Raw genomic sequence first — 23,974 nt, 5'->3', positions numbered from 1 at the left:
ATTTGACTCCTTTGCCTGTTGTTAATCTTTTCAAAAATGAAAAATTTAACGACTAATCTGAGAAATCTGTCTATTCAAGCAGGTGTGCTCAAGCATTTCGTTGCCATGATTCTTTCTTCAAAGAATCAACATTTTGCTATTTTAAAGTATTCAAATCTTTTAGTTTTAATACTTTTTCTCTCCACAAAATCATACGCTCAATATACTATTTCAGGAAAAGTATTTGATGCCGAAAGTAATAAACCTTTGGCTGGTGCAAACATTGTTTTAGTGAATGCAGTAAGAGGAACGCAAAGTAATGCACAAGGTATTTTCACCCTTAAAAATGTAAAAAAAGGTACTTATACTTTGAAAGTAAGCTTTGTAGGTTATGAGAAAAAAATACAAGTAATTGATTTACAGAAAGATGCTTCTTTTAAATTCGAACTTAGTAAATCTACTTTTGCCGCAGATGAAGTAGTAGTAAATGCTACTAGAGCCAATGCAAAATCAGCCATTGCTTTTACGGATGTTTCTAAAGAAGATATTCAGAAACAAAATTTTGGTCAAGACATTCCTCAATTATTAAACTTTACACCTTCGTTAGTTTCTACTTCTGATGCTGGTGCTGGAGTGGGTTATACAGGTGTAAGAATCAGAGGAACAGATGCTACCAGAATCAATGTAACCATCAATGGCATTCCTTTGAACGATGCAGAATCTCAAGGTACTTACTGGGTCAACACTCCTGATTTGGCTAGTTCGGTAAGTTCAATCCAAGTGCAACGTGGCGTGGGTACTTCTACCAACGGTGCGGGAGCTTTTGGAGCATCTATCAATATTTCTACTAACGAATTCAGAAAACAGGCTTATGCCGAAATCAATTCTGCCTATGGCTCATTCAATACTTTAAAAAACACTATTTTAGTTGGTTCTGGTTTGGTAAACGATAAATTTACTTTTGATGCTCGTTTGTCGAAAGTTACTTCTGATGGTTATATCGACAGAGCTAGTTCTGATTTAAAATCATTTTATCTTTCTGGTGCTTATTTTGGAAAAAAATCTTTTGTTCGTCTGAATGTTTTCTCAGGAAAAGAAAAAACCTATCAAGCTTGGGAAGGCGTATCAGAAGCAACTTTGCCGATAAATCGTACTTTCAATTTATATACTTATCCAAATCAAACGGATAATTATCAGCAAGATCATTATCAATTACTTTCTTCGCATACTTTATCAAATGCGTGGACGTTTAATTTGAATTTCCATTATACTTATGGTCGTGGCTATTACGAGCAGTTTAAAGAACAAGATAAATTTTCAAAATACGGTCTGCCAAATGTTATTTTAGGTACGGATACCATCAAAAAAACAGATTTAGTTCGTAGAAAATGGTTAGATAATGATTTCTATGGAACAACTTTCTCTTTTGATTATCAAGGCATTAAGAAGTTAAAAGCTAATATTGGTGGAGGATTAAATCAATATAAGGGTCGTCATTATGGAGAAATCATTTGGGCGCAATATGCTTCTACTTCAAAATTAGGAGACAGATATTATAACGGAACGGCACAGAAAACAGATTTCAATATTTACGGAAAAGTATTCTATCAGCTTACTGAAAAAATAAATGCTTTTGCTGATTTACAAGTAAGAACTGTGAATTATGAAATTAAAGGAACGGATGATAATCTTTTGAACATTGGTCAAAAAGTGGATTATAAATTCTTTAATCCAAAGTTTGGAGTAAGTTACCAAATAGCGTCTAATGCTTCGGCTTATGCTTCTTACAGCGTCGGCAACAAAGAACCTAACCGTTCTGATTTTGTTGATAATGTTGGTGCAACACCTAAATCTGAAAAGTTGAACGATTTTGAAGCAGGTTATAAAGTTCAAAAAGGAAAAGCTGCTTTTTCTTTGAACGGTTACTTTATGAATTACAATAATCAATTGGTTTTAACTGGAAAATTGAATGATGTTGGTTCGCCAATTCGTGTAAACGTTCCAGAAAGTTATCGTTTAGGATTAGAAGTAGAAGCTGGTGTTCAATTGAATAAAGCTTTGAAAATTAATGCAAATGCTACTTTGTCGGAGAACAAAATCAAGAACTTCACAGAATCAATCTATAATTACGATAACGAAACACAAGTAGCTTTGCCAACGCTTAGCAAAACAGATATTGCTTTTTCACCAAATGTAATTGTGGGGTCGCAAATTTTATTTACGCCAGCTAAAGGTTTAGAATTTGGCTTATTGTCTAAATATGTTGGCAAACAGTATATGGACAATACTTCTAACGAAAATCGTAAATTGAATGCTTATTTTACAAATGATGTTCGTGCGATTTACACTGTAAAAGGCAAGACTTTGAGGGAAGTAAATTTCAGTTTCTTAGTAAATAATCTTTTCAATACTTTGTACGAATCTAACGGTTATACTTACACTTACATTTATGAAGGAACAAGTTATACCGAGAATTTCTACTATCCACAAGCTGGAACAAATGTAATGGCTGGTGTTAGTTTGAAGTTTTAATTAAAGGTTTCAAAATGAAAATGCTAGTTACTTCAAGATGAGTAACTAGTATTTTCATTTTAAAATACTTTTATTTATCTTACTTCCCCATTAATCTTCAACTTAGTATTAGGTAGTAACTTTCTAATTCTTTGCTCTTCTTCCACAGAAATTTGTCCTTTTAGTTCAAGATTTTCGATTGAAATTTTGGCTAATTCATCAGGAATACGAACTGTTTTGATGAACGACAAATGTAAATTATCTATTTTCTGCAAAGAGTAAATATCGTTTGGTATGGTTTCAATATTGCTAATTGATAAATCGTCGATTTTTTCTTGATACCTAAATTCAGATTTTTTCGGGTCGAAAGTATTTTTATTATTGATTGCCCAAGCGATTTCTGGCTTTAAAGTATAATCATTTTTGTTTTGCGACAAACCTACAAAACCCGCCCAAAACTCCATTTTATAACTCTTTTTATTTTGTACATCTTCTAAAATAAATGGCACTTTCACCAATTCAGAAGCTAAATCGTTGATTTTTAAAATGGGTTTTAAATCTGTCTTTTTACCTTCTTTGGTATAAGGGAAAAACTTAACAATCCATCCGTCAATGGTTGTGGGCGAACCATACTTTTTCTCGGTATGTACTTTTACCATATTCATCCAGAAATCTTTCTTGAAATTGCCTTTTTTAGTTTCAATGATTTCCTTTAAAACAGGCTCAAGCTCCGAAGTCCACCAAGTTAAATTGTATTTAGAAATATATTTTGTTTTGTCGAGTACCTTTTGCCAATCTTCAACCGTTCCTTCAATTGTAATTTTTGGTAGCCCACAACCAATCATAATTATTTTATAATTGAAGTATTCTTTAACGGTTTCCATCACCGTAATTTCGCTCACAATTCTGCTTGTTGGTGTAGTCGTACTAAAATCTGAAGTGAGTACTGCTGTTAATTTGTTGCCAGTATAATCACTAATCTGATTTGTGAATTGTGGAAAAAGTGCTTCCCAATTACTGTTAGGGTTCCCAAGTTGAATATCGTTTGAAACAATATTCAAGGTCTTTTTGTCTTTAAAGCCAACGAGTTTTTTTCTGAAAATTTCTGAATTATTCGAAATGTGTCGAGCAAAACCTTGACTAATCAGCAACCACATAATATCTGGCGAAATCGTAAAAGGGCGATGCTCTTTGTAAGCTGTTATAATACCAGTTAAGAAAGGATGTTCTCCGAAAGTAACAAGGCTGTCTGGAAGTTGAGAGTTTTTTTCAATATCTGCTTTCAAGAATTTAAAAACATTATTTGAAGGTGTTTGATAAAGAAATTTCTCAGGTTTCGAGAGTGTTTCTATTTCAAAAGTGTTGGGATTTTGGCAGAAAGAAGCAAAGCTCGTTAAAGCCAACATAGAGGTGATGATTGTTTTCATGTGTTAAATACGATAGAGTTGTGTATAAATTAGAATATTACTCTTTGTAGAGAAGTACTAAATTACAAATATTTTAATTGCTTGGTTTTCAAATAGTAAATTTTATCTGAAAGATAATTCTAAAGCAGATTTATCTTTCAGTTCGTAATTGTTTTCATAGCTTAAAGCTCAACATTATCATCAGGAAGTTCTCTCACTTCCACCTCTTCAGGCTTAGGATAAGTAATTAAAGCAGAGAAATCTACTTTCCAAAAATCTAAATCTAATAGTTGGTTACTCTTGTTTTTGGTAAGCGTTATCAATACTGGTGTCCCGTCGGTATCGGTGTATTCAACCTGAATTAAATCGCCATCGTACTCATCTGGATTTTTATTACCAATACTGATACTCCCCATTTTTCCGCCTTCGTATTCAAATACTTCTTCGTCGATAGGATAATCTTCAGTCGTAAAATTCAATTTTGCTAAAAGGTGAATAATTAATGCCTTTTCGTTATCTCTTATTTTTCTGGTTTGATTCATGTTTTTAATTGTGAATGAGTGAATTAGTGATTTTTGAGGTTTAAAATGATGTGGTTTTAACTAATTTTAATTTGATAAAATATTAACCATGTTTTAAACTCTCTCATCATTTGTCTGAATTAGCTTGTAAAAAACGCTTCAAAATTACTGCTTATTTTCTTAGAAGATGAGTCTTTCAATCGCTCTTTCTTTATCATTTCTAAAACAAAGCTGAGTTCATACCAAGCCCTCCCTTATTTTTTCGTAATTTTGAGGTCAATTCAAATTGAATTAAAAATTTATGGATTATTTAAAAGGATTAAACGAACCGCAACGTGAAGCGGTACAACATATAGACGGACCTTTGATGATTATTGCGGGTGCAGGTTCTGGTAAAACTCGTGTTCTTACTTATCGCACTGCTTATTTAATCGAAAAAGGCGTTGACCCATTTCAAATTTTACTCCTCACTTTTACCAATAAAGCCGCAGGTGAAATGCGTCAGCGTATTGAAAATGCAGTTGGAAATGATGGTAAAAACCTTTGGATGGGTACTTTTCACTCGGTTTTTGCAAAAATACTTCGTTTTGATGGCAAGCATTTGGGCTACACTTCCGACTTCTCGATTTATGATACAGACGATTCTAAATCTTTAATCAGAGCAATCGTAAAAGAGCGTGGACTGGACGATAAAGTATATAAAGCCAACGTGATTTATAACCGTATTTCAGGAGCGAAAAATCGTTTGATTGGTCCAGATGAGTACTTGAATAATCCTGTAATTGCGGCAGATGATGCAGCAGCTAAATTGCCAGAAATGGGCAAATTGTATAAGCTTTATGCTTTGCGTTGTTTCCAAGCCAATGCGATGGACTTTGATGATTTGTTGTACAATACCAATATTCTCTTTCGTGACCACCCTGCGGTTTTGGATAAGTATCAACGCAAATTCAAATACATCATGGTAGATGAGTTTCAGGATACGAACATTTCGCAGTACTTGATTGTGAAGAAATTATCGGAATTATCGAAAAATCTTTGTGTGGTTGGTGACGATGCTCAGTCGATTTACGCTTTCCGTGGCGCAAGTATTGATAATATTTTGAATTTGGAGAAAGATTATCCAAATATGGCAACCATTAAATTGGAACAGAATTATCGCTCAACGAAAAATATTGTGGAGGCTGCCAATTCTATTATTGCTAAAAACAAAAATCAGTTAAAGAAAAAAGTATTTACAGAAAACGAAGTAGGTTCATTGATTGAACTCATCAAAGCTAATTCTGATAATGAAGAAGGTCGATTGATTGCGACGCATCTTTTTGAATCTAAAATGGCTCTTGGTTTAAGAAATACCGATTTTGCTATTTTGTACAGAACAAATGCCCAATCAAGGTCTTTTGAAGAATCACTTCGTAAACTGAATATCAAGTATAGAATCATTGGTGGATTATCATTCTATCAACGTCGTGAAGTAAAAGATTTATTGGCGTATTTCCGCTTTGTGGTCAACCAAAAAGATGAAGAAGCTTTTAAACGAATCATCAATTTACCGAAAAGAGGAATTGGCGATACAACGATTGCAAAAATTGCAGTAACGGCTTCTGAAAATCAGATTTCTGTTTGGGAAGTAGTTTCAAATATCAAACAGTTCCAAGCAGGACGATTTGCTGATACCATCGAAGGCTTTGCTGATTTGATAAAGTCTTTCAAAATCATGGTTGAAGTCAATAAAAAAGACGCTTATGAAGTAGCTTCACATATTGCTAAAGCATCTGGTTTATTACGAGAATTGCATGAAGATAAAACGGTAGAAGGACTTTCTCGCTACGAAAACGTACAAGAATTATTGAACTCCATCAAGCAATTTGTGGACGACAACGAAGTACCCGAAGAAGACAAATCTATTTCAAGTTTTTTACAAACGGTTTCTTTATTGACCACCGCCGACAGCGATGACCCAGATGGCGATAACGACAGAGTAACTTTGATGACAATTCACGGAGCAAAAGGTTTGGAGTTTAATCATGTATATGTAGTGGGGATGGAAGAAGACCTTTTCCCAAGCCAAATGATGTTGCAAAGCAGAGCGGATTTAGAAGAAGAACGTCGTTTGTTTTATGTAGCCATTACTCGTGCCGAAAAGAAACTGATGATGTCTTATGCAGAATCTCGTTATCAGTACGGACGCTTGAAACCTTGCGAACCAAGTCGTTTCTTAGACGAAATCGACCCACAATATTTGCAATTTGCTAAAAATATTCGTCGGCCAGAAGAAAGACCAGCTCCGCAAGGATTTGTAAGAATGACCAACAGAGAGCAAAAAGCCCCTGATTTCGGTACTTCAAACAAACCAACTTCTACGGCAAATCTGATAGCCAAGCCAGCGGCTCGTCCTGTGGTAGGCAATACTTATATTCCTTCACAAGATTTTGTACCGAGCGATACAAAAAATTTAGTAGAAGGCGACCGAGTAGAGCATTTAAAATTTGGTTTCGGAAAAGTAAAAAAGATAGATGTAAATGGAACAGACCGAAAAGCAGTGATTCAATTTGAAGGAACAATTGGCGAGAAAACACTTTTGTTAAGCTTTGCTAAATTGAGGATTTTGTAAGCGAATTATAATATTGCCTGTTTATAGAAGTCTTCCCCAAGTTTTGTATATTTGGTATAAAACTTTATTGAAATGCTAACAACAATAGAAGGAATTTACGAAAATGGTCAGGTGATTTTCAACGAACTTCCACCTGTTAAAAATAAATCTAAAGTTTTAATCACTTTTGTAGAAGAAATTGAAGCTTCTATAAAAGTGAAAAAACGTTTATTTGGCACCTTAAAAGGAACACTTCATGTTCCTGCTGATTTTAATGAACCATTAGACGACCTCAAAGAGTATATGTAATGAAAAGGTTTTTATTAGATACCCATATTTTATTGTGGATGTTTGATGAAGCTGAAAACATTCCATCCAATATTTATACAATTATCGAAAATATTGAAAATCAATGTTTTGTAAGTATAGCTTCACTTTATGAAATTGCGATAAAAAAGAATATAGGCAAACTCAATACTAAAAATTCGATTATCACTTTATCGGATGAAATTGAACGTGTTGGGTTGACATTACTGCCATTAACTGCCAATCATTTGGAAAATTATGTTACTTTAAAACAGGTTGATAATCACAAAGACCCGTTTGATAGACTGATTATTTCTATTGCTATTTCAGAAAATCTCAGCATTATTTCAGCAGATGAAAAATTCAGATTTTACCAAGAATTAGTAGAAGTTGTTTGGTGAAAATCCCTACTCTTCCACCATTCTACTATTCTTCACATTAGCCAAATACACAAAAGTACTCAAACCTGCCACGAGCGTTACTAAACACATAATCAGTTGTAAAAGATTAGGTTTAATAACCCACATCGCTCCAATAAATTGAACGATTAGAATAATGTAAAGAAAAGTTGCGACTGCTTTTCTAGGTACTTTATTGATGACAAAAGAACCAAGTGGCGCAAAAAATGCAACAAAAGGAATACAAGCCAACCACATTTCAAAAGCCTCTGGTTGAAAATCATTAATCAAACCTGCATGAAGAAAGAAACCCAAAATCGTTTCAAGTGTCATAATAATTACGGATGATGGCACGGCTACTTTTTCGTCGATACGATAATAAATCGTCATCAAACAGAAAGAAAAAATATTAATACCTGTTCCGAAAATAGAAGAAATCATTCCACCGACTAATCCAAAAAATAGCAATCTCGCCATATCCGAACGCTGGAATGATTGAATTTTATCGAATACTGTTCGCTTTGGTTTGGTGTTTTCATACCATAAAACCAAACCAAAACTTAACCAAAGTGACACAAAAAAGAGTTTTGCCAAAGGCGGAGAAATAAGCGGAACAATGTAATAAGTACCGAAAATCAATCCAAAAATGCCCCCGAATGTGACATATTTAATATAATTCCATTCAACTTTAATTTTTAAGTTTAAAATCAGTAAACTTGCTGAAGTCATTCCAATACTTTGAATGGCGAAAGCAAAATTTCTGGCAATTGCTGGTGGGATTTTTAGGAGTAATGTAAAGACGGGATAAGCAATGGCGGCACTTCCTTCGGGACTAGAACCCGCAATGAACGAACCAAAAATCATAGTGAGTACTGCATATCCATGTTTTGCAAAAATATAGAAGCTATCGGTGGATACCATGTAATATGTCCAAACACTCAATACCACTATCAAGAATGACAAGTAAAGCCAAGGCAATTTGATTTTTTTCAGTTTGTCGGTTTGCATCAATAAAAATCTTTAATTTTACGGGAAACAAAGGTAAACGCAATTTTCAATTATAAAAATTCTCATTCAAGAGTATCATTATGCAAAATATAGAGGAAATACTTCAAAAATTGATAGCAGAGCATAATTTCTTAAAAGATATGCAAGAACGCATCGTGGGCAACCATGATATTATGATTGAAAACCAAAAGCGTAATGCTGATAATCATGATTTGGTGATTCAAAATCAATCAACGATTATCAAAAACCAAGAAATTATTGTCAACAATCAGGTAAGTATTATTCGTAATCAAAGACAAATTGCAGATAACCAAATTACGCTTTCTGTGATGTTACAAACGCAAACTTATTTGTTGAATTTAGTCAAGAAGCTTTCTGGTCAGGAAGAATCTTTTGAAGATACTGAAAAGTTTGTTCAATCTTTAAAAAAACAAACGATTGATAATTTGAACAGTCCTTCTCTGAACGACCCACAAACGCTTTAGCAAAAATTTCACTCATCATATTTTGCCAGAATGATTTACTTTATTCTGGCATTTTTTATTTGTACTTATCTCAACATTAGTCTATTACTCTTTTCCAGATTTCTCTCTTCTTAAAATTCCATATTTTCCTCTTTTTCGGAAAAACAAAAATCGTCAATTCTAACAATAAAGCCTACATTTTGCTTTATTTACTTTTTAAAATTGCTTATTTACTTCATATTCCTACATTTTCGACTAAGTTCTAAATTTCTGGATTAATTTATATTCCAAATATTTGGATTTATTTATTATTATTCCATAAATTTGGAATAATAATTTCATGCAATTATTTCTGAGATAGATGCAATTGTGTAATTGGAATATGTTTTCCTGTCCATTATCGAAAATAAATTAATCCCTAACAATCATGCCTTATATTCCATTGGAAAGTCATTTGCCAGGCATTACTGGTTTGCTTGAATATCGCCAAGATACTGCTCAACCCATTCGTGAACTCACTCAGATTTTACTTCGTGGAGAATCTACTCTGACAGAAGGCGAACGTGAATTGATTGCTGCATTGGTTTCTTCCAAAAACCAATGTAAGTTTTGTACAACTGCACATACAGCGGCGGCAAATATTCTTTTGGGTGAAACGGAAACTTGTGAAATGGTGAAAAAGGATTTTGAAACTGCACCCGTTTCTGATAAGATGAAAGCTTTGTTGGCAATTGCAAGTCATGTACAGCAAAATGGCAAAAATGTTACTTCTCAAGATGTAGAACGAGCAAAAACGGCTGGCGCAAGCGACCGTGAAATTCACGATACAGTTTTGATAGCCGCTCTGTTTTGTCTCTACAATAAATATGTGGATGGCTTGGCAAGTGTAACGCCAACAGAAACTGCTTTTTATGAAAAATTAGGTCAACGCATCACCACAAATGGCTACAACAGAGTGCCAGCGATTTATGAACAATTGAAAAAAGAGGCACAAGCTTAACACATTTTGAAAACCTGAATTCCCATAAAATTTATCCAATTAGTCAATCTTAACTATCTATGAAAAAAATCTTTACACTAAGCATTATATTATTTCATTCATTGGCTGTTTTTGCCCAAAACTTTACAGGAAGTATCATAGATGCTGAAACCAAAAAGCCTTTGGCTGGTGCAAGCGTTAGAATCAAAGGGAAAAACATTGGTACAGTTACCAATGCAGACGGTTTCTTTAGTTTAAAAACCTCCGCAAAACCTCCATTTACATTAATTTTCTCCATGATTGGTTTTGAACGCCAAACGGTTGAAGTAACCGATAATTCGACAATTGCGATTTCATTAAAATCTGGAGATGAATTATTACAACAAGTAGTGATTTCTGCTTCAAGAATAGAAGAAAATATTTTAAAATCGCCCGTAAGCATTGAAAAAATTGATGCAAAATCCATTCAGCAAAGTCCATCAGTAAGTTTTTATGATGCCTTGGTCAATGTAAAATCATTGGATATGGTTACAAGTGGTTTGACTTACAAGCAAATCAATACTCGTGGATTTAATTCAACAGGGAATAGTCGTTTTTTACAATTGATAGATGGCGTTGATAACCAGTCGCCCGGCTTAGGTTTTGCGGTTGGAAACCTTTTTGGTTCTTCAGATTTAGACGTTGAAGGTGTTGAATTAATTCCGGGAGCAGCTTCAGCACTTTATGGACCAGTGGCTTTTAATGGTTTATTGATGACGACAACCAAAAATCCTTTCAATTATCAAGGATTATCTGTTCAAACAAAAGTCGGTATCAATCATGTTTCGGATAATGCTTCTGGTGCAAAACCATTTACGGATTTTTCATTGCGTTATGCAAAAGCCTTTAACAATCGTTTTGCCTTCAAGTTAAACGCTTCTTATTTAAAAGGAACAGATTGGTACGCTAACAATTATACCGACATCGACCCAAATACTCCTGCCGCACAGCGTGGAGCCAATAATCCGGGAAGAAATGCCTTGAATATCTATGGAGACGAAGTAGCTCAAACCATTCAAGGAATTGGAAGAGTTTCTCGTACAGGTTATGAAGAAAAAGATTTAGCCAATTATGGTGTTTACTCTACCAAATTGAATGTGGCTTTACACTATAAAATCTCTGAAAGTTTAGAAGCTATTTATCAAGTAAATTATAGTCAAGGCACGGCAAATTATACAGGAAGTAGCCGTTTTGCCTTGAATGATTTCAAATTGATTCAAAATCGTTTGGAATTAAGAGGTTCAAACTTTTTTATCAGAGGATATTCTACAGCAGAGCAATCGAATCATTCTTACAATACTCGTTCATTGGGGCAATTGATTAACCGTACTTGGGTAAGAGATTTAAACGGAAATGTAGTGACGCCAGACAAAGCTGATGCTACTTGGTTTGAACGTTATACTGCTGCTTATACAGGAAAAGTAGGAAGTGTTACTGGGCAAGACCATTCAGCAGCCAGAGCATTTGCCGACCAAGGACGTTTTGTAGCTGGGTCGAGTGATTTTGAACAACAAAAAAGTAAATACATCGCTACCGCAGGATTGGGCGGAGCAGGCGTATTGAGCAATAGTAAATTGTATCACGTAGATGCTCAGTACGATTTAAGTCAGGCTTTGAAAGTAGTAAATCTATTAGTTGGTGGAAGTTATCGAGTATATGATATGGAAACCAACGGAACTTTATTTGACGATAAAATCAATAAAGTAAGCGTAAAAGAATTTGGTGTTTTCGCTCAGGCATCAAAAGCAATTTTAGAAGATAAACTAAAACTTACGCTATCAGGGCGATATGATAAAAACGAAAACTTTAATGGCAGTTTTACGCCAAGAGCTTCGGCAGTATTTTCTCCTTCAGAAAACCATAATTTCAGAGCGTCGTATCAAACAGGTTTTAGAAACCCAACTGTGCCAGACCAATTTATCAAATTGAATGTTGGTCCAATCATTATTTTGGGTGGTGCTCCTGCCAATAGCGCAGGCTTGAATGCTTATGAAAATTCGTTCACTGCGGCTTCTGTTGGTGCATTTGCCAGTGGTTTTTCAAGCGATTTGCAGAAAGGAGTGCCTTTCCCAACAGCTGTTGAAAACAATAAAAGTAAACTCGTAAAATCAAATGTTCCTTATATCAAACCAGAACAAACACAAAGTTTTGAAATTGGTTATAAAGGATTGTTAGCCCAAAAGCTTTTGGTAGATGTGAATTATTACAGAAGTACTTTTAAAAATTTCTTGATTAACCAAGTCGTAATTCGTCCTACTAACAATGTTTTAAATTCTGATGGCACGATAAATTCTGCAGCAGCACAAGATATTTTAGGGGGCAAAACACAGGCTTTCCAACTTTATACCAATGCGGCAGATAAAGTAAGTTCGCAAGGTGTTTCATTAGGATTGACTTACTTCTTACCTGAAAATTTCAGAGTAGGCTTCAACAGTACTTGGTCTGATTTTAATATTTTGGATGCCAACCCAAACAATATTCCAGCTTTCAATACTCCACGTTGGAAAACAAATTTAACCATTAGCAATTCAAAAATCACCGACCGTTTAGGCTTTAGTGTGGCTTGGCATTGGCAAGAATCATTCGATTGGTACGGAACATTTAATGAAAACCGTCCGGGAAACATTCCTGCTTATAGTTTGATAGACGCACAAGTAAATTACCATGTGCCAAGTTTGAAAACTACTGTAAAATTAGGAGCAAATAATATCACAAATCAATATATCGTACAAGCTTATGGTTCGCCAGCGGTGGGGGGCTTATACTATGTTTCTTTAACTTTTGATGAATTGTTTAGGTAATTATTCACCCTTTCATCTTCCTTGTTTTCCTATTAATCATCTCTAAATTCCTAAAACTATGAACTTAAAATATTGTACTTACACTTGCTTATGCTTGGCTTTATTGGTAGGTCAATCATGTGGATTAATTTCAAATTCTAACGATAAAATGGTTAAGCATTTAGCAGATACCTACGATAAATATTATGTCAAAGAAAATACTTTTTGTCCTGAGGCAGAATTTATCTTCTTTGATTCGATGGCAACCAAACATCCAGATCCAGAAATGAGATTGCGAGCAAGCTTTTTCAAAGCCAATGGTTTTCTGAAACTTGGTCAAGAGCAAGAAGCGAATCTTGCATTTGAACAATTATTGCAAAACACCAATGCCGATCACAGACATTATACCGAAGTTTTAAAAGGCTATGCCATTTCGTACTTACGAATGGGAGAACGCCAAAACTGTATCAGCAATCATTCTTCAGAATCTTGTATTATGCCTATTAAAGATGGTGGCGTGCATCAAAATAAAACAGGTTCAAGAAAAGCGATTGAAGTTTATCAAAAATTACTTCAACAAGATAATCAAGATTATGAGTCAAGATGGTTATTGAATATTGCCTATATGACACTTGGTGAATATCCGTCAAAAGTGCCTTCACAGTGGCTTATTCCTAATTTAGATAAAGATAATTCTGGTTATGCTGTAAAAGCATTCACAGACATTGCTCCCAATTTAGGTCTCAACAAACGAAATATGGCGGGAGGAGTAATTATCGATGATTTTAATAATGATGGTTATTTAGATATTGTTACTTCTGATTGGGGATTAAAAGGAGCGATGCACTATTTTAAAAACGACACCAAAGGTAGTTTTACTGATTGTTCAGTTATTTCAGATTTGGGGCGTTTCAAAGGTGGTCTGAATATGGTACAAGCAGATTATAATAACGATGGTTTTCTGGATATTCTGGTACTAAGAGGGGCTTGGATGGGCAAATTTGGCAAACAAGCTAATTCTTTACTCAGAAATAATGGCGATAATACTTTTACAGATGTTACAGTAGAAAGTGGACTTTTTTCAGAACATCCTACACAAGCGGGCGTTTGGAGAGATTTTAATAATGATGGTTGGTTAGATTTATTTATTGGCAATGAAAATGGAGGACTTGATGACTATAACCCATGTGAATTATACATGAGTAATAAAAATGGCACTTTTACAGAAGTAGCTTCCATTGCAAAATGTCAAGTAGTTGATTTTGTAAAAGGTGTTAGTGCTGCCGATTATGATAATGACGGACTTCAAGATATTGTTATTTCGGGTCTTCAAGGCAGAAGAACTTTATTGAGAAATACAGGCTTGAAAAATAAAATTCCTCAATTTGAAGATGTTACTGAAAGAGTAGGTTTGGGGGATGTTCGAGTAAGTACATTCCCGACTTGGTTTTGGGATTATGACAATGATGGCTGGCAAGACATTTTTGTTTGTGGCTATGAATTTGTAAAATCTATTGCTTACTCGGCAGGAACAGAGGCTTTAGGTATTCCGAATAAAGCTGGCAAAATGTATTTATATCATAATAACCATGATGGTACTTTTAGCAATGTATCCGAAGAAGCGGGTTTAAATAAATCTGTTTTTGCGATGGGTTCAAATTTTGGAGATATTGATAACGATGGCTATTTGGATATGTACTTAGGAACAGGTAATCCAGACTACAAATCGCTTGTGCCTAATCGCCTTTTTAGAAATATGGGTAATGGAAAATTTGCCGATGTTACAGTTTCTAGCAGAGTAGGAAATTTGCAAAAAGGACATGGAGTAGCCATTACCGACCTTGACAATGATGGAGACAATGATATTTTTATCGAAGTAGGCGGAGCATACATTGGCGATTCTTATAATAATTCGCTCTACCTAAATCCGGGTCAAAACGATAATCGTTGGATTAATATTCAATTAGAAGGTTCAGAAACCAATCGTTCGGCAATAGGCACTCGCCTAAAAGTAACTTTCCGAGAAAAAGGCATAAAGAGAGTACTTTATCGTGAAGTAAATTCTGGAGGAAGTTTTGGCTCATCAGCTTTGAGAAGAGAAATCGGTATCGGACAAAGTAATTTAATTGATGAAGTAGAAATTACTTGGGCGAAAACTGGTAAGAAACAAGTTTTAAGAAATCTGAGACCCAATCAGTTCATTAAAATCAAAGAAGGAAGTAATGCCATTGCTAAAGTCAATATCAAAAAAACAATTTTCTTAAATCAAAATACATCAATACCAATTTGTGATTCAAAAGGAATGATTCTTTGATAAACAAGCCTAAAACCATTAATCATATTTTTATGGAAATTGCTATAACCGATACTAAAACGCAGTCTCGTACTACCATTGCTTTTGCTGTTTGTATGCTTTGCTATCTTTTAGGAGGCACTGTGGCTACTTTGATGTCCGTCAATTTACCTGTTGCTATTCCTGAATTATTAGGCAAAACACCTTCTGTAGATGAATTAGGAAAAATTGGAGCTTATTTGAATGCCTCTTTTATTTTTGGATGGATGTTTGGCGGATTGACTTTAGGTATTGTGAGTGATAAAATTGGTCGTATCAGAACCTTAGCTTTTTCAGCAGGGATTTATGGATTATTTACTTTATTGACCGTTTTTGTTGCCAATTGGGAAAGTCTGTTGATATATCGTTTCTTTACAGGTTTAGGTGTAGGTGGGGTTTTACTTATCACCACCGTTTACATTTCAGAAATTTGGGATACTAATACTCGCCCAGTTGCTTTAGGTATTTTGGCAGTTTCTTTCCCTATCGGAATTGTCTTGACGGGCGGTTTGAACGTACTATTTGGCAATTGGCGACAGTCGTTTTGGCTTGGTATTATTCCTATGTTATTGTCTTTTGTTATTATTTTTTTCTTGCCAGAATCTTCTACTTGGCAAAGCGAAGGGTTAACTAAAAAACAAAATCAAGAAAGTATTTTTTCTTCTACCAATGGCAAAAAACTACTGATTGGTTCTTTGGTTTTCGGCTCAGTATTAATTGGGCTTTGGGCTATTTTTTCTTGGCTTCCAACATGGGTGCAAGGTTTATTAGCAGATGCTTCGTCGGATGGACAAAAAGAACGTGGACTAACGATGATGCTTTTAGGAATTGGTGGCATTATTGGCGGAATGCTTTCTGGATTTTTAATCAAAAAAATAGGCTCACGTACTACTTTGATTCTTACTTTTTCAGGTTGTTTTATCGCTTGTTTGTTGTTGTTTACCACCAACTCAAGTTTTACGCCCATCATTTATGTAGAAACAGCTTTACTTTCTTTATTTTTCGGAATAAGCCAAGGTTCTCTTTCTAGCTATATCCCAACACTTTTTTCAACGACAATTCGGGCAACAGCTACAGGTTTCTGTTTTAATATCGGAAGGTTTTTTACTGCCACCGCCGTTTTTTTTGTAGGAAGTTTAGTTACAGTATTTGGTGGAATCGGCAATGCCCTACTGTCTTTTTCAATTACTTTTTTAATTGCTTTGACGGTGGTTTATTTTACAGAGAATAAAGGAATTGAGTGATTAATCTTTAAAAATCAAGTATTTAATTAATACATAAAATTTTTATTGATGTAACAAAGTATTAGATATTATTCCAATAAAATCTTTCATTTTCAGCATTATTTAATCAAAGCTAAATCTGCTATCCAAATAAATAACTCACATTATGCCACATATACAACTTCCAGAAAATGTACCCGGCATCCGAAGTTTGGTCATGTATCGACCAGATACAGGTAAGCCACTTTATCAGTTAGCTCAGATTTTATTACGAGACGATTCTCCGTTGAGTCAGGCTGAAAGAGAATTAATTGCTACTTATGTTTCCACAAAAAATACTTGTACTTTTTGTTCTTCTAGCCATGCGGCGGCAGCAAGATATTTGTTCCAAGATGAAGCTCAAACGGTTGATTTAGTGTTGGAAGATTATCAAAATGCACCCATCTCTGATAAATTAAAAGCTTTATTAAACATCGCTGGAAAAGTGCAAACAGATGCCAGAACCGTAAGTGACGAAGATGTACAATTAGCTCGTTCCTTCGGAGCAAACGACCGTGATATTCATGATACAGTATTGATTGCCGCTACTTTTTGTATGTTCAATCGCTATGTGGATGGGCTTGCTACACTTACACCGACAGATGCCGATGTTTATGCACAAATGGGTGAGCGAATGGGAACTTTAGGATACGTTTTACCAACAAAAGCTTAAATCATGGCACATATTACATTGACCGAAGAATTACCGGGAATTCGTGGATTACTGGCATTTAGTCCGAAAACGGCGAAACCATTAAATGCTTTAGCAGAAGCGTTACTTCGTACAGACGAAGGCTTGACGAAAGGAGAAAGAGAATTAATTGCCACTTTTGTTTCATCTTTAAATGACTGTTTTTTCTGTAAGAATATTCATGGTGCCGTAGCGCAATATTATGCGACAGAAGATGAATACTTAGTTCAGAAAGTAAAGGCTGATTATCAGACCGCACCCATTTCTGATAAATTAAAAGCACTTTTGAGTATTGCTAAAAGTGTACAAAAAGGAGGGAAGTTTGTCACTGAAAATCAAGTAGAAAAAGCCAAAGCATTAGGCGCAAGTGATTTTGAAATTCATGATACTGTTTTAATCGCCGCTGCCTTTTGTATGTTTAATCGGTATGTGGATGGTTTGGCTACTTTTGCTCCCGATAATCCAGCAATGTATCAAGCAAGAGCTAAAAAGATTGCTGAAGAAACGGGTTATGCTAATTCATCTCCAAACTAAAAAAGAGGTCTAAAATTCCATAATACTGGAAATTTAGACCTCTTTTTTTTTTAATCTTTGTTGAAAATAGACTTTATCTTCAAAAATAAAATTAGGAAAAGAAATTTCAAATCTTGATTCAGGGGCTTATAATGAGCGATTTAAGATAAAAAGGAGATTAGTTTTTCCACGATTCTAAAATTAAATTCAAAATATTGGAAATTTTTTCCAGTTATTTGGATATTTCAAAAAAATACTTTTATCTTTGTTATGTAAATAAGAAAAATCAAAGTATTTCTAAAATAAATCTCTTTTTCTGTTTTCCTCTAAATTGAAGATATTCATAAAATTAGAATTGGGAATATTACAAACTTTACACGGATTATACACGTGTAAAGTTTTAAAAAACTCAATCTAATCTAAGTTATTAAGTATTTATAAATGGTTAATATTTCAAACTCTACCTATCAGATTGATATGTAGAGTTTTTACTTACAAGGCATTTCTATTAATTAAGATAATTCAACGATATAAAATTGAATGAAAAAACTATTCTATTTAGGTGTTTTAGGGCTCATCATTTTTGAAATCCTGAATGTTTATTTCATTATGCCCATGCCGGGAAGTCAGCAAATGCGTAGTATAGACATTGCTTATTTTCTTTACACTTGGCGTTGGATATTTAGAGGCATATTTGGAGCAATGATTGTGTTTGGCATTTTACCTGCCTTTCAACAAGCTCGTTGGCTTACTTTGTTGGGTATTTTATTAGCTACTAGTGTTTGTTATGCTTTTAATTTCAAAATGGCGGCTGATGCCATGTTTGAAGAAACCCAAGCTTTAAGTATGAAACCTGCCAATGAAAACCAAATAAAACTCGACAGAGTAATTATTGGTGTTGAAATCAACGGAGAAGCCAAAGCTTATCCAATTTCACAGATTATCTATCATCATCAAGTGCGTGATACTTTAGCTGGTAAACCTATCATGGTTACTTATTGCTCGGTTTGTAGAACAGGCAGAGTATTTGAACCAACCGTTAATGGTAAACCTGAAACATTTAGATTGGTTGGGATGGATCATTTCAATGCTATGTTTGAAGATAATACTACCAAAAGCTGGTGGCGCCAAGCTAATGGTGAAGCCATCACAGGAAAGCTAAAAGGTACGATGTTACCAGAACTTGCTTCGCAGCAAGTATCGTTAGACACTTGGTTGAAGATGTATCCAGCCAGTACAATCATGCAACCTGATTTAAAATACAAAGAAGAGTACGACAGTACAGCCAAATATGAATCTGGAAGGTCAAGAAAAAAACTTACTGGAACGGATTCTTTATCATGGAAAGATAAATCGTGGGTAGTAGGTATCCAAATTGGGAAAGAAAGCAAGGCTTTTGATTGGAATCGTTTGAAGAAAGAAAGAATTATCCAGACCAACATTGGGAAGGAGGCAATTCTATTGGTTTTGGCAAATGATAATAAAAGTTTTTTTGCCTTCAAAAGCCCAACAAATAATGGCAAATTCACTATCAAAAATGATACTTTGATGGATGATAAACTTCGTTACAATTTAAAAGGAGAAAGTATTGATCAAAATAAAATGGTACATATTTCACTTGCCAAAGTAAACGCATATCAAGAGTTTTGGCATAGTTGGAAAACGTTTCATCCTAATACTCAACAATATTAGTACTATAAGATTACAAGTGAAAATGAATAGTTCTATACCTTTTCTTTTAATGCTTCAATTCAACTCGCTCAAGTTATCTTGATTTTATTCAGTAATAAATGTATAGAATTTCCAGTATTGTGGAAAGTGGCATTCTTTAGAATGAAATCTCTTAGATAAACCTCCGTAGAAACACTTAAAAAGTCAGCTAAAAAGTAGCTGTACTATACAATACTAGTAATAAGTGTATTTTTATTTATACTTTTTTGATAAAAATATTTTATTTCCAAATAATCTAATATTTTTTCCCTTTGTTTGGAATTGACTTTTGTATTCCATAATTTTGGAAGAGAGTCCAATTTAAAGAAACTAATCATTACAAAATGAAGAAACATTTACTAACATTTACTTGTACTTGCTGCTTACTATTTTTTACTAAAATGAGTTTTGCACAAACAACTCAAGACGGCTTGATGATGTCAAAAAATGAGTTGTGTTTGGTACTTAATTACGATAAAGAATCTTGGAATCAATACTGGGAAGGCGAAAGACTTCGTAATAATCTTAATATCGGTACGCTTTCTACGCAAATGGCTTCGTTCATGGCAGCTTATGGTGTTACCGAAAAATTAAACGTTTTTGCCGTTTTGCCTTATATCAAAAATGAGGCTTCAGCTGGAACGATGACTGGTTTACAAGGAGTTCAAGATTTGAATGTTGCTGCAAAGTATAATTTCTTTTCTTATGGCAAAATGCAATTATTCGGAGTAATCGGTGCATCTGTCCCTGTGACGAATTATGTGCCTGATTTCTTGCCTTTCTCAATCGGATTGCATTCTAAAACAGCTTCAGCTCGCCTTATTGTACATCAATTATTGCCTTATGGTATCCATATAACTGCGCAAGGTGGTTACATTGCTAGAAGCAAAACTAAGGTTGACAGAACCAATTACTATACTGGTAATGAAATAGAATATAGCCACGAAATGGCTGTACCTGACCAAGTAAGTACTTCTTTAAGAATTGGTGTGAATAAAAAAGCAGTATTGGCGGAGGCTTTTATCGACAATATTACTGCAACAAGTGGAACGGATATTCGCCGTTACGATATGCCTTTACCTGCTAATAAAATGGACTGGACTCGAGTTGGTGTTTTTGTTACTTGGCATACTCCAATTGAGAACTTTTCTGTAAACGGACACTTCTCGCATGTAATTGCTGGTAGAAACGTTGGCAAAGTGGAGGCTTCTTATGGCGCTCAATTACAATACATTTTGAATTTTAAGAAAAAGAAATAGTCTATCAGTAGCCATTTCATTCTGACAATTATCCCCATAGCATCATGAAATCAAGAATTTTATCTATATTTTTTATTAGTCTTTTTGCATTATCTTGTTCAAAAGAAGTTGAAAGAACATCACTTCGTCCATTAGTCCCAACAAGTAATGAGCCTAACGCTGGTACTTGGAAAATGTACTTCGGTGTAGCAACCGACTATGCAGTTCCAGCACCGAAAGAAACAAGTTCTGCTGAATACAAAGCTGAATTAGCAGAAGCACAGAAAGTAGCATCAAATTTAACGGCTGAACAAAAAAGTGCATTAACATACTGGCAAGTAGGCGCTGTAGGTCGTTGGAACGAAATCGCTCGTGAACTTATCGCAAGATACAACCTTGCACCAGAACCAAACGAAAACGGTACTTATTCAGCACCAAACTCTGCAAAACCTGATACTTTACCTTATTTCCCTTTTGCCAATCCTCCTTATGCTTCAAGAGCTTATGCTTTAATTAGTGTTGCTCAATACGATGCTTTGGTAGCAACTTGGGCTTATAAATACAAGTACAACAGAAAAACAAACACAGATGATTTACCTGATTATCCTTCTGAAGAAGCAGTAATTGCGGCGGCATCAAGTAGGGTATTGAAGTTTTTATTTCCAGGAAGTTATCCAACGCAATTGATTGATAACAAATACGAAGAAGGTCGTAAAGTAGGTATTTGGGCTGGTAAAAATGTTCAGAGTGATGTTGATGCGGCTGATGTTTTAGGAAAAGCAGTAGCTGATAAAATCATTGCTTATGCTAAAACTGATGGAACAGGAACTGCTGGAGGAAACCTTACTATTCAAGCACAAATGGCTGAAGCAGCTGTAGCAAGAGGATTAAAAACTGCTTGGAAAAGTCTTGATGTTCCTGCTCGTCCGGGTATGTTAATGAGATTTGGAGAAGTAAAAACTTGGAATTTCGATAAAGCTACTCGTGATGCCATTCGTCCTGCTGCACCTCCAGCTTTAGATTCAGATGCTTTCAAGAAAGATTTGGCAGAAGTAAAACATTATTCTGAAAATATTACTCGTAAACAATGGTCGATTGTACAATTCTGGGCGGATGGCTTGGGTACTTCAACGCCTCCGGGACACTGGAATCAGATTGCTATGGATTTAATCAGAGATGCAAGCATGTCTGAAATCAGAACAGCAAGAGCTTTGGCATTGATGAATACTGCTATTCATGATGCGGGTGTTTGTTGTTGGGATACCAAGTACTACTATTTTTATCCAAGACCAAACCAAGTTGACCCAAGTATCAAAACTGCGACTGGAACACCGAATTTCCCAAGTTTTACTTCTGGTCACGCAACATTTTCGGCAGCAGCAGCTTCGGTACTTTCTTATATCTTTCCTAGCCAACAAACTAGTTTAGATGCAATGGCAAAAGAAGCTTCTGAATCAAGAATTTATGGAGCTATTCACTATCGTTTTGATAGCGAAGTAGGTTTAGTTTGTGGCAAGAAAATCGGTGATTATGCCGTAGCACGTGGAAAAGCCGATGGAGGCAATTAGTGAGTGATGAGTTTTGAATGTTGAGTTGTGAGTTTACGTATTTCACAATTCAACATTCAACCTTCACAAAGAAATAGAACATTCTTCTCTTTTAAATATCCAAAAATTAATTTCATGAAAAAAACTTTACATTCGTTAATGATTGTGGCTACTGCATTGTTCATCAACGAACAAGCTAACGCACAAGGTTGTGTAGCTGTTCGCCAAATGGGCGGTATCAATGCAATGTCGGCTTCTTCTTCTTACAACCTTTCAAAAGGAGAATTTCAAGTAGGAGCAAACTACCGTTACTTTCACTCTTGGCGCCATTTTGTTGGTACTGAAGAACAACCACAACGCCAAACATTAGGCAATGCTGTGAATATTTATCAACATGCTGTTGATTTCAATGTATCTTATGGACTGTCTAGCAGATTGCAGTTAAATGCTACTCTTCCGTTTGTAAATTCTGAACGCTCGCAAACTTTAACATTAACAGCTGATGCTGCAAGTAAGAAATTGACTCGCTATAGCGTAAGTGCTGGTGGTTTAGCCGACATCCGTTTTGGAGCAAACTATTGGTTAATTAAACCAGAAAATGCACATAAAGGTAATGTCATGATTGGGGCTGGTATCAAATTAGCCACAGGAAGCTATACTGCTACTGATGATGCTTTGCAAACTGATGGTACTAAAAAGAATGTAGTGATGGACCAAGCCATTCAACCGGGTGATGGTGGCGTTGGTTTTTCTTTGGAATTCCAAGGATTCAGACAAATTCATAGAAATATCTACGCATTTGCAAATGCTTATTATTTATTCAGTCCACAAGAATCAAATGGTTCGTTCAAATCTGCACCAAAAGCAGGTTTAGAAGGGTATAATATTTATGCTTCGCCAGACCAATACTTTGCTCGTGCAGGGTTTATGACAGCAGTAGGTAAAAAGCAAAACTTTGCCTTCTCATTAGCTGGTAGATTTGAAGGAATTCCTGCTTACGATGCTTTCGGTGGTCAAGTAGCTTATCGTCGTCCGGGTTATGTTGTAGCCATTGAGCCGGGTGTTACTTATCGTACAGGTCAGCATACATTTAGTTTGTTTGTGCCTTACAACTTTATCAAAAACCGTATTCAAAGTGCAGCGGACATTGCAGATCAGAACTTACAAAACTCTAAAATTACTGATCCTACAAAATACGTTCACGTACAAGGCGATGCTGCTTTTGCTGATTATTCAATCAGTTTAGGTTATTCATACAGAATTGCCAAAAAAGCAAAAGTACCAACTTGGAAAGTAAACTAACAATTCTTAAAATGAGTACAATTGTTTAACCTTAGAATATTTAACGTATCAAAAGAGATTATTCCGAAAGGAGTAGTCTCTTTTTTTGTTTTAAGAAACCAGCCAACCTATCTTTTTCATTGACAAACCCATCAAAAAGAATCAAGAATCCATCTCTGAGATAGGTCATTCCATCTTTTTGATAGGACGAGCTATCTCAGAGATAGCCCGTTTCATCATTTTTGCGGTTTTTCACGCAATTTTCCGTATAAAAACGAAGAAAGCTGCAATATTGAAGGGACTTTTCATTAAACTGTGTCAATCTGATTTAGAACTTAAAAAGGTTTACTTTTACTTAGACACAATTTTATGGACACTCCTGACACATTTGATTTTGAGACTTTTAAGCAAGAAGC

At 35.0% G+C, this 23,974-nt stretch carries 18 protein-coding genes; 15 read left to right on the top strand and 3 right to left on the bottom strand.

Annotated features, from left to right (window positions below; genetic code table 11):
- The first annotated feature begins 36 nt into the window (after positions 1-36).
- On the top strand, positions 37-2,511 hold the full coding sequence (locus tag VB798_RS09430; RefSeq protein ID WP_323258226.1) for a TonB-dependent receptor: 2,475 nt from the start codon (positions 37-39) through the stop codon (positions 2,509-2,511).
- 74 nt (positions 2,512-2,585) lie between these two features.
- Here the strand turns inward: VB798_RS09430 and VB798_RS09425 are convergent, their stop codons facing one another.
- Both VB798_RS09425 and VB798_RS09420 read right to left on the bottom strand, forming a co-directional pair.
- On the bottom strand, positions 2,586-3,917 hold the full coding sequence (locus VB798_RS09425) for a DUF4419 domain-containing protein (RefSeq protein WP_323258225.1): 1,332 nt from the start codon (positions 3,915-3,917) through the stop codon (positions 2,586-2,588).
- Between the two features lie 161 nt (positions 3,918-4,078).
- Entirely contained in the window at positions 4,079-4,438 is a 360-nt protein-coding gene (locus tag VB798_RS09420) for a DUF6984 family protein (protein ID WP_323258224.1), read from the bottom strand.
- Between the two features lie 280 nt (positions 4,439-4,718).
- Here VB798_RS09420 and VB798_RS09415 point away from each other — a divergent pair, with 280 nt between their 5' ends.
- The 3 genes from VB798_RS09415 to VB798_RS09405 all read left to right on the top strand — a co-directional run bounded on the left by VB798_RS09415 (position 4,719) and on the right by VB798_RS09405 (position 7,717).
- Positions 4,719-7,031 carry an ATP-dependent helicase gene (locus VB798_RS09415; protein WP_323258223.1) on the top strand — a complete coding sequence of 771 codons (2,313 nt, stop codon included), beginning with the start codon at positions 4,719-4,721 and terminating at the stop codon, positions 7,029-7,031.
- A 72-nt stretch (positions 7,032-7,103) separates the two neighbouring features.
- Positions 7,104-7,319, top strand: a complete 216-nt coding sequence (locus VB798_RS09410) for a DUF2281 domain-containing protein (protein ID WP_323258222.1) — start codon at positions 7,104-7,106, stop codon at positions 7,317-7,319.
- Complete coding sequence (locus tag VB798_RS09405; RefSeq protein WP_323258221.1) at positions 7,319-7,717, top strand: type II toxin-antitoxin system VapC family toxin; 399 nt, start codon at positions 7,319-7,321, stop codon at positions 7,715-7,717. Before VB798_RS09410 ends, VB798_RS09405 begins: the two co-directional genes overlap by 1 nt.
- 6 nt (positions 7,718-7,723) lie before the next feature.
- Here the strand turns inward: VB798_RS09405 and VB798_RS09400 are convergent, their stop codons facing one another.
- Positions 7,724-8,722 carry a sulfite exporter TauE/SafE family protein gene (locus VB798_RS09400; protein WP_323258220.1) on the bottom strand — a complete coding sequence of 333 codons (999 nt, stop codon included), beginning with the start codon at positions 8,720-8,722 and terminating at the stop codon, positions 7,724-7,726.
- 80 nt (positions 8,723-8,802) lie between these two features.
- Between VB798_RS09400 and VB798_RS09395 the strand changes: the two genes are divergently transcribed.
- The 11 genes from VB798_RS09395 (at position 8,803) to VB798_RS09345 (ending at position 23,579) form a co-directional block, all read left to right on the top strand.
- Positions 8,803-9,207 (top strand): hypothetical protein, encoded by a 405-nt coding sequence (locus VB798_RS09395; RefSeq protein WP_323258219.1) that lies wholly within the window; start codon positions 8,803-8,805, stop codon positions 9,205-9,207.
- Positions 9,208-9,613: 406 nt separating this feature from the next.
- The gene (locus tag VB798_RS09390; RefSeq protein WP_323258218.1) at positions 9,614-10,186 is read left to right on the top strand and encodes a carboxymuconolactone decarboxylase family protein; all 573 of its coding nucleotides are present in this window, start codon (positions 9,614-9,616) and stop codon (positions 10,184-10,186) included.
- A 59-nt stretch (positions 10,187-10,245) separates the two neighbouring features.
- Positions 10,246-13,005, top strand: a complete 2,760-nt coding sequence (locus VB798_RS09385) for a TonB-dependent receptor (RefSeq protein ID WP_323258217.1) — start codon at positions 10,246-10,248, stop codon at positions 13,003-13,005.
- A gap of 58 nt (positions 13,006-13,063) precedes the next feature.
- A complete protein-coding gene (locus VB798_RS09380) occupies positions 13,064-15,298 on the top strand; it encodes a CRTAC1 family protein (protein ID WP_323258216.1) in 2,235 nt (744 codons plus the stop codon).
- 32 nt (positions 15,299-15,330) lie between these two features.
- Positions 15,331-16,560, top strand: coding sequence for an MFS transporter (locus VB798_RS09375; RefSeq protein WP_323258215.1), 1,230 nt, complete (start codon positions 15,331-15,333; stop codon positions 16,558-16,560).
- A 145-nt stretch (positions 16,561-16,705) separates the two neighbouring features.
- Positions 16,706-17,251: a carboxymuconolactone decarboxylase family protein gene (locus VB798_RS09370; RefSeq protein ID WP_323258214.1), complete on the top strand. Its 546-nt coding sequence runs from the start codon at positions 16,706-16,708 to the stop codon at positions 17,249-17,251.
- 3 nt (positions 17,252-17,254) lie between these two features.
- On the top strand, positions 17,255-17,803 hold the full coding sequence (locus VB798_RS09365; protein WP_323258212.1) for a carboxymuconolactone decarboxylase family protein: 549 nt from the start codon (positions 17,255-17,257) through the stop codon (positions 17,801-17,803).
- 519 nt (positions 17,804-18,322) lie between these two features.
- Positions 18,323-19,474, top strand: a complete 1,152-nt coding sequence (locus VB798_RS09360; RefSeq protein WP_323258211.1) for a DUF3179 domain-containing (seleno)protein — start codon at positions 18,323-18,325, stop codon at positions 19,472-19,474.
- 419 nt (positions 19,475-19,893) lie between these two features.
- A complete protein-coding gene (locus VB798_RS09355) occupies positions 19,894-20,751 on the top strand; it encodes a transporter (protein ID WP_323258210.1) in 858 nt (285 codons plus the stop codon).
- A 44-nt stretch (positions 20,752-20,795) separates the two neighbouring features.
- Positions 20,796-22,298 (top strand): phosphatase PAP2 family protein, encoded by a 1,503-nt coding sequence (locus tag VB798_RS09350; RefSeq protein WP_323258209.1) that lies wholly within the window; start codon positions 20,796-20,798, stop codon positions 22,296-22,298.
- 114 nt (positions 22,299-22,412) lie between these two features.
- Entirely contained in the window at positions 22,413-23,579 is a 1,167-nt protein-coding gene (locus tag VB798_RS09345; RefSeq protein WP_323258208.1) for a hypothetical protein, read from the top strand.
- Positions 23,580-23,974 lie beyond the last annotated feature (395 nt).

This window comes from Arcicella lustrica, assembly GCF_034930985.1.
In the GTDB taxonomy this organism is placed as follows: Bacteria; Bacteroidota; Bacteroidia; order Cytophagales; family Spirosomataceae; genus Arcicella; species Arcicella lustrica.
This window is presented reverse-complemented; position numbering and strand designations above follow the sequence as displayed.

What these genes read in the sequence shown, in the direction of transcription:
- VB798_RS09430 (WP_323258226.1), top strand. Translation starts at nt 37, where the DNA reads ATGAAAAATTTAACGACTAATCTGAGAAATCTGTCTATTCAAGCAGGT.
- VB798_RS09425 (WP_323258225.1), bottom strand. Translation starts at nt 3,917, where the DNA reads ATGAAAACAATCATCACCTCTATGTTGGCTTTAACGAGCTTTGCTTCT.
- VB798_RS09420 (WP_323258224.1), bottom strand. Translation starts at nt 4,438, where the DNA reads ATGAATCAAACCAGAAAAATAAGAGATAACGAAAAGGCATTAATTATT.
- VB798_RS09415 (WP_323258223.1), top strand. Translation starts at nt 4,719, where the DNA reads ATGGATTATTTAAAAGGATTAAACGAACCGCAACGTGAAGCGGTACAA.
- VB798_RS09410 (WP_323258222.1), top strand. Translation starts at nt 7,104, where the DNA reads ATGCTAACAACAATAGAAGGAATTTACGAAAATGGTCAGGTGATTTTC.
- VB798_RS09405 (WP_323258221.1), top strand. Translation starts at nt 7,319, where the DNA reads ATGAAAAGGTTTTTATTAGATACCCATATTTTATTGTGGATGTTTGAT.
- VB798_RS09400 (WP_323258220.1), bottom strand. Translation starts at nt 8,722, where the DNA reads ATGCAAACCGACAAACTGAAAAAAATCAAATTGCCTTGGCTTTACTTG.
- VB798_RS09395 (WP_323258219.1), top strand. Translation starts at nt 8,803, where the DNA reads ATGCAAAATATAGAGGAAATACTTCAAAAATTGATAGCAGAGCATAAT.
- VB798_RS09390 (WP_323258218.1), top strand. Translation starts at nt 9,614, where the DNA reads ATGCCTTATATTCCATTGGAAAGTCATTTGCCAGGCATTACTGGTTTG.
- VB798_RS09385 (WP_323258217.1), top strand. Translation starts at nt 10,246, where the DNA reads ATGAAAAAAATCTTTACACTAAGCATTATATTATTTCATTCATTGGCT.
- VB798_RS09380 (WP_323258216.1), top strand. Translation starts at nt 13,064, where the DNA reads ATGAACTTAAAATATTGTACTTACACTTGCTTATGCTTGGCTTTATTG.
- VB798_RS09375 (WP_323258215.1), top strand. Translation starts at nt 15,331, where the DNA reads ATGGAAATTGCTATAACCGATACTAAAACGCAGTCTCGTACTACCATT.
- VB798_RS09370 (WP_323258214.1), top strand. Translation starts at nt 16,706, where the DNA reads ATGCCACATATACAACTTCCAGAAAATGTACCCGGCATCCGAAGTTTG.
- VB798_RS09365 (WP_323258212.1), top strand. Translation starts at nt 17,255, where the DNA reads ATGGCACATATTACATTGACCGAAGAATTACCGGGAATTCGTGGATTA.
- VB798_RS09360 (WP_323258211.1), top strand. Translation starts at nt 18,323, where the DNA reads ATGAAAAAACTATTCTATTTAGGTGTTTTAGGGCTCATCATTTTTGAA.
- VB798_RS09355 (WP_323258210.1), top strand. Translation starts at nt 19,894, where the DNA reads ATGAGTTTTGCACAAACAACTCAAGACGGCTTGATGATGTCAAAAAAT.
- VB798_RS09350 (WP_323258209.1), top strand. Translation starts at nt 20,796, where the DNA reads ATGAAATCAAGAATTTTATCTATATTTTTTATTAGTCTTTTTGCATTA.
- VB798_RS09345 (WP_323258208.1), top strand. Translation starts at nt 22,413, where the DNA reads ATGAAAAAAACTTTACATTCGTTAATGATTGTGGCTACTGCATTGTTC.